At 72.6% G+C, this 12,441-nt stretch carries 7 protein-coding genes and 3 pseudogenes; 8 read left to right on the top strand and 2 right to left on the bottom strand.

Going from position 1 to position 12,441, the window contains the following annotated elements:
• Positions 1 to 336 precede the first annotated feature (336 nt).
• Entirely contained in the window at positions 337 to 2,037 is a 1,701-nt protein-coding gene (locus ACIP98_RS40830) for a SulP family inorganic anion transporter (protein WP_401981724.1), read from the bottom strand.
• Positions 2,038 to 2,380: 343 nt separating this feature from the next.
• Between ACIP98_RS40830 and ACIP98_RS40835 the strand changes: the two genes are divergently transcribed.
• From ACIP98_RS40835 to ACIP98_RS40865, 7 genes and pseudogenes are all read left to right on the top strand, one after another.
• Entirely contained in the window at positions 2,381 to 4,750 is a 2,370-nt protein-coding gene (locus ACIP98_RS40835; protein WP_319665157.1) for a phosphoketolase family protein, read from the top strand.
• 212 nt (positions 4,751 to 4,962) lie between these two features.
• Entirely contained in the window at positions 4,963 to 5,583 is a 621-nt protein-coding gene (locus ACIP98_RS40840; protein ID WP_319665156.1) for a hypothetical protein, read from the top strand.
• A gap of 238 nt (positions 5,584 to 5,821) precedes the next feature.
• Positions 5,822 to 6,721 carry a universal stress protein gene (locus tag ACIP98_RS40845; protein WP_319665155.1) on the top strand — a complete coding sequence of 300 codons (900 nt, stop codon included), beginning with the start codon at positions 5,822 to 5,824 and terminating at the stop codon, positions 6,719 to 6,721.
• Positions 6,722 to 7,084: 363 nt separating this feature from the next.
• Entirely contained in the window at positions 7,085 to 8,101 is a 1,017-nt protein-coding gene (locus ACIP98_RS40850) for an alcohol dehydrogenase catalytic domain-containing protein (protein ID WP_401981728.1), read from the top strand.
• 480 nt (positions 8,102 to 8,581) lie between these two features.
• Positions 8,582 to 8,653, top strand: a pseudogene (locus ACIP98_RS40855) (hypothetical protein); the annotation flags it as partial.
• Between the two features lie 143 nt (positions 8,654 to 8,796).
• Positions 8,797 to 9,174, top strand: a pseudogene (locus ACIP98_RS40860) (universal stress protein).
• A 142-nt stretch (positions 9,175 to 9,316) separates the two neighbouring features.
• Positions 9,317 to 11,716 (top strand): glycosyl hydrolase family 65 protein, encoded by a 2,400-nt coding sequence (locus ACIP98_RS40865; RefSeq protein WP_319665265.1) that lies wholly within the window; start codon positions 9,317 to 9,319, stop codon positions 11,714 to 11,716.
• A 265-nt stretch (positions 11,717 to 11,981) separates the two neighbouring features.
• Here ACIP98_RS40865 and ACIP98_RS40870 read toward each other — a convergent pair.
• Positions 11,982 to 12,155 (bottom strand): annotated as a pseudogene (locus ACIP98_RS40870) (hypothetical protein); the annotation flags it as partial.
• Between ACIP98_RS40870 and ACIP98_RS40875 the strand changes: the two are divergent.
• Positions 12,082 to 12,441 (top strand): ABC transporter permease subunit (locus ACIP98_RS40875; RefSeq protein ID WP_401981731.1); only part of this gene is annotated, 360 nt, incomplete at its 3' end. The pseudogene ACIP98_RS40870 and the gene ACIP98_RS40875 sit on opposite strands and share 74 nt — an antisense overlap.

A 12,441-nucleotide genomic window follows, 5' to 3' on the forward strand; every position in this document is an offset into this window, starting at 1 on the left:
CAGGCTGTGCACCCGGTCCCGCGTCCCGCGCACGGCATCGATCCGGATCTGCAACTCGTCCAGCAGGTCGTCCATCTGCAGCCGCGGCAGGCGCTGCTCACCCTTGTCGGGCTCCATCCCCATGGATTCCTCCATCAGGCACGGGAGGGGGTCTCTCCGGTTCTCAACATAGCGGCATCGGGTAGGCATCGAACGCTCTTCCGGCCAGGTCGTGGCAGGTGACAGGAGTCGCCGCGGAGGCTCGCGGGGTCAGACATGGTCCCGTCGCAGCGGGTGGAGACCCGCTTCCCGCCCGTCGAACGGTCCGGCCCCAGGACCGCGAACGCGGCCGCCTTCTCAGTCGCCGTTCTGCCGGGCGCGCACCCAGGCGGCGTACGCCGTCAGGGCGGTCGGCAGCGTCGGGAAGACGCGGTCCCGCCCCACCGCCTCGGTCAGACCGTAGGCGTCCAGGTCGTCCATCAGGTCCTGCTTGACCCGGGCGAGCGCGAACACGACGCCACGGCCGGTCAGTTCGAGACGCAGAGCGTCCACCGCGTCCAGGGCGGTGATGTCGACCTCGACGTTGGCCTCGGTGTTGAGCACGAACCAGCGAACCGGCCCGTCCTGGGCGTCGACCGCGGCGAGGGCCCTGCGGCGGAAGTCCTCGGCGTTGGCGAAGAACAAGGGCGAGTCGTAGCGGTAGACCAGCAGGCCGGGAATCGTGCGGGCCCGCGGGTAGTCGTCCACGTCGTGCATCCCGGCGAGTCCGGGGACAAGGCCCTCGATGGCGTCGTGCGGACGGGCCACCCGGAAGAGCATCTCGGCGACCGACAGCGCGACGGCCACCAGCACGCCGTAAAGGATGCCGAGGGCGAGTACACCGAGCAGGCAGGCGAGGGCAAGCAGCAACTCACGGCGGCGGAAGCCCGCCAGCCGCCGGAAACCGGGCAGGTCGATCAGCCGGCAGGCGGCGAAGACGACGATCGCGGCGAGCACCGCTTCCGGCAGGCCGGACAGCAGCGGGCCCAGGAAGAGCAGCACGCACACCACGGCCACGAAGGCCACCAGGGAGTACACCTGGCTGCGGCTCCCTGCCTGGGCCCCCAGCGCCGTCCGGCTGGCGCTGCTGCTCACCGGGAAGCCGTGCAGCACACCCGCGCCGAGATTGGAGGCCCCGAGCGCCAGGAGTTCCTGATGGGGATCGAGGCCGTGTCCGGCACGCGCCGCGAAGGCCCGGGCCGTGAGGATGACGTCGGTGTAGCCGACCAGCAGCACACCGACCGCCGGCAGCACCAGGTTCGGCAGTTCGCCGGGCGCCGGCAGCGACGGGCTCGGCAGGCCCGAGGGCACCTCCCCGATGACGGCGACACCGTGCCCGCGCAGTCCGAGGACAAAGACCGCGACCGTGCCGAACACCACGGCCAGCAGCGGGCCGGGGGCCATCGGCGTCCAGCGACCCACCAGGAAGAGGAAGACGAGGGCGCAGGCGGCCACGAGCACGGTCGGCGGCTGCGCCCGCGGCAGGTGCGCGACGAAAGACGCCACCTGCGGGAAGAACGCGGTGCCCGTCACGGGTACGCCGGTGAGTTTCGGCAGCTGATCGACGATCATGATCATTGCCACGCCCGCCAGGTAGCCGACCAGTACCGGCCGTGACAGCAGGTCCGCCACGAATCCCACCCGGGCGGCCCAGGCGACCACCGCCAGCAGGCCGACCACCACCGCCAGCGCCGCGGCCAGGACCGCGTACCGCCCGGGATCGCCCGCGTCCAACGGCCCCACCGCGGTCGCCGTCATGAGCGCGGTCGTCGACTCCGGACCGACGGACATCTGCCGGGACGATCCCAGCAGCGCGTACAGCACCAGGGGTGCCAGTGCCGCCCACAGCCCGGCGACCGGCGGCAGCCCGGCGAGCCCCGCGTACGCCATGACCTGCGGCACAAGGTAGGCAGCGACCGTCAGCCCGGCGAGGAGGTCACCGCGCAGCCACGACCTGCGGTACCCGGTCATGACCGCGACCCCCGGCAGCGTCCTGCGCCACGTCCGCGACTTCCGCATGCGCCCATCCTGGCCCCGGGAATGCGAGCCGGCGCAGATATCGCGAGGAGCAGGCATGTCGGGTACCTGTCCGGACGACCGGAGAAGGCACCTTCCCGCGGGCGCCGGGGCCGGGCGGGAGCCCTCGGCGGCCGTCGTGCCGCGCCACCCTCACGGCTCTCCGGCTCCGCGCCCGGACGCCGGGCCCGGCACCGGGCGGGAACGGGACGGGAGCGGCCCCGGGAGTGCCGGCGCAGGGTCCACGGAGGGCCGTCCGGCCCAGGCCGTCGCCCGGCCGGCCCTACCCAGCGGGCCCCGGGCGGGGACAGGCTGCAGGGAACGACCGTGACGTTCCGGAGGAGCCATGTCGTCGAACGGCATTCCCGCAGCAGAACTCGCAGCCCTGGACGCCCACTGGCGCGCCGCGAACTACCTGGCCGTCGGCCAGATCTATCTGATGGCCAATCCACTCCTGACCGAACCGCTGCGCCCCGAGCACATCAAGCCCCGGCTGCTCGGCCACTGGGGCACCTCACCGGGCCTGAACCTGGTGCACACCCACCTCAACCGCGTCATCGGCGCCCGCGGCCTGCACGCGCTGTGCGTCTGGGGCCCCGGTCACGGGGGTCCGGCGGTGCTCGCGAACTCCTGGCTGGAGGGCAGCTACACCGACACCTACCCGGACGTCACCCGGGACGCGGCCGGCATGGCCCGGCTGTTCCGGCAGTTCTCCTTCCCCGGCGGCGTGCCCAGCCACGTGGCCCCCGAGACGCCCGGCTCGATCCACGAGGGCGGCGAGCTCGGATACTCCCTCTCGCACGCGTACGGAGCCGCCTTCGACCACCCGGACCTGCTGGTCGCCTGCGTCATCGGCGACGGCGAGGCGGAGACGGGCCCGCTGGCCGCGTCCTGGCACTCCAACAAGTTCCTCGACCCCGTCCACGACGGCGCCGTGCTCCCGATCCTCCACCTGAACGGCTACAAGATCGCCAACCCGGCGGTGCTCGCCCGCCTCCCCGAGGCCGAGCTCGACGAACTGCTGCGCGGCTACGGCCACGACCCGCTGCACGTCACCGGCGACGACCCGCCGGCCGTGCACGCCGCGATGGCCGACGCCATGGACACCGCCCTGGACCGCATCGCCGGAATCCAGCGTGCCGCCCGCAACGGCGGCGGCACGGCCGAGCGCCCGCGCTGGCCGGTGATCGTGCTGCGCACCCCCAAGGGCTGGACCGGTCCGGCCGAGGTCGACGGCGTGCCGGTGGAGAACACCTGGCGCGCCCACCAGGTCCCGCTGCCCGGTGTCCGCGACAACCCCGCCCACCTGGCCCAACTGGAGGCGTGGCTGCGCTCGTACCGGCCGGAGGAGCTCTTCGACGGGGAGGGCCGGCCGCGTGAGGAGGTGCTGGCCTGCGTGCCCGCGGGCGACCGCAGGCTGGGCGCCACGCCGTACGCCAACGGCGGTCTGCTGCTGCGCGACCTGCCGGTTCCGCCGCTGGAGCGCTTCGCGGCCGAGGTCGGCAAACCCGGCGCCTCCTTCCACGAGCCGACCCGGGTGCTCGGCGGGCTGCTGGAGGAGGTGATGGCGGCCACCGCCGAGCGCCGCGACTTCCGGCTCGTCGGGCCCGACGAGACCGCCTCCAACCGCCTGGACGCGGTGTACGGGGCCTCCGGCAAGGCATGGCAGGCGCACACGCTGCCGGTGGACGAGCACCTGGACCGGCACGGCCGGGTCATGGAGATCCTGTCCGAGCACACCTGCCAGGGCTGGCTGGAGGGCTACCTCCTCACCGGGCGGCACGGGCTGTTCTCCTGCTACGAGGCGTTCGTCCACATCGTCGACTCCATGGTCAACCAGCACGTCAAGTGGCTGCGCACGACCCGCGCGCTGCCCTGGCGGCGTCCCATCGCCTCCCTCAACTACCTGCTCACCTCGCACGTGTGGCGGCAGGACCACAACGGCTTCTCGCACCAGGACCCGGGCTTCATCGACCACGTGCTGAACAAGGCGCCCGAGGTCGTGCGGGTCTACCTGCCGCCGGACGCCAACACCCTGCTGGCGGTGGCCGAGCACGTCCTGCGCAGCCGCGACTACGTGAACGTGGTCGTCGCCGGCAAACAACCCTGCCACGACTGGCTGGACCTGGCGGCCGCCCGCGCCCACACCGCCCGCGGCGCCGGCGTGTGGGCGTGGGCCGGCACGGAGGACGGCACGCGCGAACCGGACGTCGTCCTGGCCTGCGCCGGGGACGTGCCCACCCTGGAGGTCATGGCCGCCGCGTCGCTGCTGCGCAGGCACCTGCCGGAACTCGCCGTGCGCGTCGTCAACATCGTCGACCTCGCGCGTCTGCTGCCCCAGGACGAGCACCCGCACGGCATGGCCGACCCGGAGTACGACGCCCTGTTCACACGCGACAAGCCGGTCGTCCTCGCCTACCACGGCTATCCGTGGCTGATCCACCGCCTGGCGTACCGCCGGGCCGGCCACGCCAACCTGCACGTGCGCGGCTACAAGGAGATCGGCACCACCACGACGCCCTTCGACATGGTGCTGCGCAACGACCTCGACCGCTACCGCCTCGTCATGGACGTCATCGACCGCGTCCCCGGTCTCGCGGTACGCGCCGCGCCCGTAAGGCAGTTGATGGAGGACGTACGCCTGCGGCACCACTCCTGGATCCGCGAGCACGGCACCGACCTGCCCGAGGTCACGGGCTGGTCCTGGCCGGGATGAGCACACACGGCCCGAGGGCCGCTCCCCATGCGGGGGACGGCCCTTGGGCTTTCCGGACGCCGCCGCCCAACAAGCCCTCGCGGCAGGGCTGTTCGGCCCCCAGGGAATGGGCCTTCGGCCCACGGCGGTGCGCCGCGTCCGGCGGGACAGTGAACACGCGACAAAGACGCCACCACCCACCGTTCGCGCACCGTCCCGAAGGGATCAGCATCATGGCCATCCAAGGACACCCCCACCGGCACACCGGGCTCCGCCTTCCGTCGCTGCGCAGGACCGGAGCCGCGCAGGCATCCGGCGAGGAGGCGACCACGGCCGCCGCGATCCGCGCGTACGTCTTCGCCGGCCTGCGTGTCCTGACCGGTTTCGTCTTCCTGTGGGCCTTCCTCGACAAGACCTTCGGCTTCGGCTACGCCACCGCGTCCGGCAAGGGCTGGATCGACGGCGGATCGCCCACCAAGGGTTTCCTCAGCGGTGTGGCCGCCGGACCGATGCAGTCCACGTTCCACAGCTGGGCCGGCGCCGGCTGGGTGGACTGGCTGTTCATGCTCGGCCTGCTCGGCGTCGGTGCCGCCGTCATGAGCGGTGTGGCACTGCGCCTCGCCGCCATCGCCGGCACCGCCCTGATGGCGATGATGTGGATCGCCGAATGGCCGCCCGCGAAGCACCTGGCCGACGGCTCGCCGAGCATGTCGACCAACCCGTTCGCCGACTACCACGTCATCTACGCCGTCGTGCTGATCGCACTGGCCGCCGTCTCCGCCGGCGCCACGTGGGGCCTGGGCCGGGTCTGGGCCCGTCTGCCCCTGGTCCGCGACCACGCCTGGCTGCGCTGAGCGCCTGATCGAGACGCGTCAAGCGGCCCGGGGACGTACGTCCCCGGGCCGCCGCGTCGGTTGAGCCATCGGCGCGTACGGGGACGAGTGGCGGCTCGCGGCTGGGGCCTTTGATGCGCCGTATGGGCCGCTCGGTCCCGCGAGGGGACCTGCGGCCCATGCGGTCGCGGGAGCCGCAGGGCACGCTGGAGACAGTAGCCACGCCGGTCACGCCACTCTCCGTGAGGGGGTCATCGTCATGGTGCGTCCTGTCATCGCCGGCCTGGACGGGTCGGCCGAGAGCCTCTCGGCCGCCGACTGGGCGGCCCGTGACGCCTCCTCGCGGGGCCTGCCCCTGCGGCTGCTGCACGTCTGGGAGAGGCAGCCCTATGCCCAGGCGCCCCTGGGAGGGCCCGTGGCCATGCGTGCGTGGGCCGAGAGTGTGCCGAGGGAGGCCGCCGACACCCTGCGCCGACGCTACCCGCAGCTGGAGATCAGCTCCGAGGACATCGCCGGACGGCCTGCCGCGGTCCTGTCGTCCGCCGCCGAGGGCGCCGAGGTACTGGCGCTCGGTTCGCGCGGCCTCGGGGGCATCACCGGCTTCTTCGTGGGCTCCGTGGCGCTCGCGGTGGTCGCCTCAGTGCACCGCCCGGCCGTCCTGGTGAGATCCGGGACGAGCGCCGAGGACGAACACCTTCCCGACGCCGACGGGCCGGCCTCGGCCACCACCCCCTACCGGGACGTCGTTCTCGGCCTCGACCTGGACCATCCGCACGACGCCCTGCTCGGCTTCGCGTTCGAGGCGGCCGCCCGCCGGGCCGCGCGCCTGCGGGTGATCTACGGCTGGACGCTGCACCCGTACGTGCACGGCACCGGCACGGTGCTGCCCGACCTGATCGGGGAGATCGCCTCGGAGTTCGACAGGGCGCTCACCCACGCCCTGCGGCCATGGCGGCTGAAGCATCCCGATGTGGACGTCGAGGCCCATCAAGCCGTTGGCCGAGCGGCCGACCACCTGGTGGACGCCTCCGCCGACGCCTGCATGGTCGTGGTCGGCCGCCACATACGTCGCTCCTCGGTCGGCAGCCACATCGGCCCGGTCACCCACGCGGTGATGCATCACAGCGCTGCCCCTGTCGCCGTGGTCCCGCACACATGATCATGTCGGCCCCGGCGCTGCGAATACGGCTCTCCCGCAACCCGCTCGGGCCCCGCACGCGTGGCGCCGCGAAGGGCAACGCGGCGATCCAGCCGTCCGGTCCCGGTCAGGCGTGACCCGCACCCCGTCCTGGCCCGGTGTTCGCACGGGGGCCGGGACGGGCTTGGCGGCGAACCGCCAGACGAGAGTGTGCGATGCGGGCTGTGGGCGCCCTCTGCGGCTGGTCGGGTTTTGCGTTAGATGACCGGTCGCCTATTCTGGGTCACTACCCCGTGAGCCGGAACCGGGTGCGCTGCGAACCGCGGTCGCCCAGGAACGGCCCCCCTGCCGCACGGGCAGCCCCCCACACACACAGGAGCAGCTATGTCCACGTACCGCGCCTTCGAGGCCACCGGCGTTCACAACCTGCGGCTTGTCGAGCGTGATCTCGCCGACCCCGCACCAGGACACGTCCGGTTGCGAGTCGAGGCCTGCGGCGTCTGCCACACCGATGTGCTGGCCGTGGAGGGCCTGCGCCCGGATCCCGCGCAGCCTGTCGTCCCTGGGCACGAGGTCGTCGGCGTCATCGACGCCGTCGGGGCCGGCGTCACCGCCTGGCAGCCCGGCGACCGCGTCGGCGTCGGTTTCCTGAACGGCCAGTGCGGGGAATGCGAGCCGTGCCGCCGGGGCGACTTCGTGAACTGCCGCTACCAGCAGCAGACGGGTACCACCGTGGACGGCGGCTACGCGGAGGTGACGTACGCCCGCGCCAGCGGGCTGGTGCGAATCCCCGAGGGCATATCGGCGATCGACGCCGCCCCGTTGCTGTGCGCCGGTCTGACCACCTTCACCGCACTCCAGCAGGGGCCGACGCGGGCCGGTGCCCTCGTCGCCGTACAGGGCATCGGAGGTCTGGGGCACCTGGCACTGCAGTACGCCCGGAGCCTTGGCTACAAGGTCGCCGCCGTGGCGCGGGGCAGCGAGAAGGAGGCGGCTGCCCGGCGGTTGGGCGCCCACGAGTACATCGACAGCAACAGCGTCGATCCCGGTACCGCGCTCAGTGCCCTGGGCGGTGCCTCCCTCGTCATCGCCACCGCGTCCAGCGGCGCCTCCATGAACGCGCTGGTCCGCGGACTCGCGCCGCAAGGCAGGCTCGTCGTCGTGGGGGCCGCGCCGGACCCTCTGACGATCTCGACCCCCGACCTGATCTTCGGCACTCGTTCCGTCGTCGGGAGCCTGACCGGTTCGTCCATCGAGAACGAGGACAACCTCGCCTTCACTCTCGCCCATGACATCCGCCCGAGCGTCGAGGCCATGCCCTTCTCCCAGGCAGCCGAGGCCTACGAGCACATGCTGTCGGGGGCGGCCCGCTTCCGCGTGGTACTCGACATGGCGTCCTGACGCAGCCGCAGGGGGGCGGGCGGGCACACGCAGTGCCGGCACCGCCCCTTGCCTTTCCCCGTCTTCGAGCCGTCCGGGCGGGAACGCCATCTCGGCTGCCCCATGGGACGGCGGCAGCAACCCCGCCTGGCGCCCTGCAGTCGCACGGGCTACCGGCGTGCCGGGGCCGGGCCGACGGTGTCGTCGGCCTTGTAGTCCAGCCGCGCATCGACATCGGCCACGCCGTCCACGCCGCGGCACAGGCGGTCACGACCGTCACGAGATCTTTCGGTCCACCACCTCTTCGAGGAACACCTTGCCGTCCTCCACGCGGACGGTGACCGCGTTCGGCGGGAGCCCGAGCGTCTTCACCAGGAGGTCACCGGCGATCTCCTCGCGGATGGCCCGGTCGCGCCGCAGGAAGATCCGCAGCAGGTCGGCGCTGCTGATCACACCGATCAGACGCCTCGTCTCGTCGATCACCGGAGGCCGTCCGCGCGGGTCGGCGAGGGAACCCGTGCCACCGCGCTCGTGGTGGGACATCGTGGCCGTGGCGGCATGGCCGGGTGGCTGCTCGGCTCGGTCGGACTGTCCCTCGCCGGACGCGCGGCCTGTCCGGTCGTCGTGGTCAGGGGGAGTGGCGGCGGCGGGGCACCGGTGCCGGCCCGAAGCGGATCGCGCTCGGCGTCGGCCCGGACGACAATTCCTCGGCGGCCGTGGAGTTCGCCTTCCGCGAGGCCGAACTGCGTGGATGCGGCGTCAAGGCCGTGTACGCACGGCGGATACCGACCGATGAGACGGCCGAATGGACCGGCTACGAGGACGAGGCCGTCAAGGCGCATCAGCCCCGCGCCGAAGATCACCTCGACGGGGCGCTGCGCGCCGCGGCGACCGCCCACCCCGCGGTCCGCTAGCGCCGGCACCCTGGCGAAAGCCACCCGCGCACAGTCCTTCTCGCGGCCCTCGACGACACTGATCTGCTCGTCGTCGGTGCCCGCCGCCACAGCCCCTTCGGCCTCCAGCTCGGCCCGGTCAACCACTCCATGCTGCACCACGCCCCCTGCCCGGTCGCCGTCGTCCCACAGCAGGGCTGACCCGAGTGCCGCTCGGGCCCGTCTCGCGGGCGCGGCAGGCCCCTGCGGGCGACACTGGACCGCAGAGGCGGTGCGCCGCCGCGGCTCCGGCCGGTGGACCTCATGTGCCGGCCCGGCCCACCGGTTTCCGGGAGGGATGACGATGCGGGCGTGGACCTGGTCGTACGAGGGCTACGACCCCGCGCAGGAACGGCTGCGCGAAGCCCTGTGCACACTGGGCAACGGCTACTTCGCCACCCGCGGTGCCGCCCCGGAATGCGCGGCGGGGCCCCACCACTACCCCGGCACCTACGTGGCCGGCTGCTACGACCGGCTCCATTCCACCGTCGCGGGCCGGAAAGTCCGGAACGAGGACATGGTCAACCTGCCCAACTGGCTGCCCCTGCGCTTCCGGTTCCGCGACGGCGGGACGTGGTTCAGCCCCGACGACGGATCGCTGCTCGACCACCGGCAGGACCTCGACCTCCGCCGCGCCACCCTCACCAGGACGTTCAGGCTGCGTGATCCACACGGCCGGGTCCTGGCCGTCGAGCAGACGCGGCTGGTCCACATGCACGATCCGCACCTCGCCGCGTTGCGCACCGTCTTCACCGCCGACGGCGACTGGTCGGCCCACCTCGACGTCGAATCCGCACTCGACGGGGACGTCACCAACGCGGGAGTCGCCCGCTACCGGGACCTGAACGGCCGTCACCTGACCCGGATGCACGCGGGGACGTCCGCACCGGACACGGTGTGGCTGAGGTGCCGCACGACCTCGTCCGACATCCGCGTCGCCGTGGCCGCGCGCACCCGCGCCACGACCGCTCCGGAGACCGTCCGCGCGCTGGAAGCGGGGGAGCGCACCGCGGTCCACCGGCTCACGGTCGCGGTGGCACCCGGCCGGCCGGCGGTCGTGGAGAAGACGGTGGCCCTGCACACCTCCCGTGACCCGGCGATCAGCGATCCGCTGCACGCCGCCCTCGACCGCGTCGGCCGCGCGCCCGACTTCAGCGCCCTGCTGGCCACGCACACCGCCGCATGGGAGCAGCTGTGGCGCCGCGCCGCGCTGGACGTCCCCGGCGACGCCGGACGCATCCTGCGGCTGCACGCCTTCCACGTCCTGCAGACCCTCTCCCCGCACACCGCCGAACTGGACGTGGGCGTACCCGCCAGAGGACTGCACGGAGAGGCCTACCGCGGTCATGTCTTCTGGGACGAGCTGTTCGTCCTGCCCTATCTCGACCTGCACTTCCCCGAAGTGTCCCGGGCACTGCTGGAGTACCGCCACCGCCGTCTCGACGAGGCGTGCCGCGCCGCGGCCCATGCCGGACTGACCGGGGCGATGTACCCGTGGCAGAGCGGCAGCGACGGCCGCGAGGAGACCCAGACCCGACATCTCAACCCGCGGTCGGGACGATGGCTGCCGGACCACACCCGCCTCCAGCACCACGTCGGCTCAGCCGTCGCCTACAACATCTGGCGCTACGGACAGGCCACGGGCGACACGGAGTTCCTGTACACCAAGGGCGCCGAGATGCTGCTGCAGATCGCCCGCTTCTGGGCGGCCTCCGCCACCTGGGACCCGCAGTGCGACGGCGCCGGCCGCTACCGGATCCGCGGAGTCGTCGGCCCGGACGAGTACCACGACGCCTATCCCGGCTCCGCGACGCCCGGACTCGACGACAACGCGTACACCAACGTGACCGCCGCTTGGGTGCTCGCCCGCGCCCTGGAACTCTGGCGCACCCTGCCCGCCCCGCGCCGCGACGAACTGCGCGAGCGCACGGCCCTCGGCTCGGAGGAGACGCAGCGCTGGGAGGACGTGTCGCGGCGGCTGTACGTGCCCCGGCACGCCGGTGTGATCAGTCAGTTCGCGGGCTACGGGGAACTGCGCGAACTGGACTGGGAGGGGTATCGAGCACGGTACGGGGACATCCGGCGCCTGGACCGGATCCTGGAGGCGGAGGGAGACTCGGTCGACCGCTACCAGGCATCCAAACAGGCCGACGTGCTCATGCTGGGCTACCTCTTCCCTCCCGCCGAACTCCGGGGCCTTTTCGACCGCCTGGGATACCGCCTGGACGACAGCGACTGGCGCTCCACGCTCGACTACTACCTGCGGCGGACCAGCCACGGTTCGACCCTCAGCGGCGTGGTCCACGCCTGGGTACTGACCCGCGCCCATCGCGCCGACGCCTGGTCCTACGCCCAGGAAGCGCTGCTGGGCGACATCACCGACGTCCAGGGCGGCACCACCGAGGAGGGCATCCATCTCGGCGCCATGGCGGGCACGCTCGATCTGGTCCAGCGCGGTCTGACCGGTATGGAGGCCCGCGAGGACGCGCTGTGGCTCGACCCGGCGCCGCTGCCGCAGTTGTCGCGCTTCGGTTTCACCATCCGCTACCGCGGCCATTGGGGAGTCGGGGTGCACGTCGACGCCCGTCACGTCGGGATCGTCGTCCCCGCCTCCGAATCGGCGCCCGTCCGGGTCCGCGTCGCCGGCCGGACCTGGTCGGTCCCGCCGGGCCGCTCCCGTCTGATCGAGCTGCCGGGCCGCTGAACGGCCCCGCCCGGCCGGCTCGGTCTCCTGGGCCGCGAGGTGTCGGGCCGCGGAGCCGGGGGATCGTCCGGCCGCTCTTGCCGCGCCGGCCTGCACACGCCGCCCGCAGGGCCACGGGTGACAGGAGAGGGCCGCCGGACGGCTTAGCGAGCCGGCCGGCCGCCGTCGGGCGTCCCCGAGGGGACTCCCATCCCGGGGAGCCGGCCCGTTCGTCATCGACGGCGGTGGCCTGCAACCGAAGAGCCAAATCCTCCAGTGCCCGGCCCGCGGCGAGTTCATCACCGATCTCGGGGACGGAGTCCGCGGATGTGCGCCGTGCCACGCCACTGCTGATCGCCACGATCGTGGGCTCGATCGGCGGTGTGATGGTCGGTGCCTGGGGTGCCATCAGGCAGTACCGGGTCTCGGACCGGGTCGCCACGCTGGGCTCGTTCTTCATTCTCGCGATGCCGGTGCCCGTGATCGCGGTGACGCTCAAACTGTGGGCGATCGACATCAACGACGCCGTGGGGCACAAGGTCATCGAGTACACCGGTGAGTACGACCCGGGGCTGTCCGGCACCGGGGACATCCTGCTCAGCCGGCTGCAGCACCTCCTCGTGCCCAGCCTCACCCTGATCCTCGTCCAGGTCGCGCTCTACAGCCGCTACCAGCGCAGCACCATGCTGGACGTGCTGGGCAGCGACTTCCTGCGCACCGCGCGGGCCAAGGGCCTGTCCCGGCGG

Origin of the sequence: Streptomyces sp. NPDC088354 (assembly GCF_044753585.1) — a bacterium.
GTDB lineage: Bacteria > Actinomycetota > Actinomycetes > Streptomycetales > Streptomycetaceae > Actinacidiphila.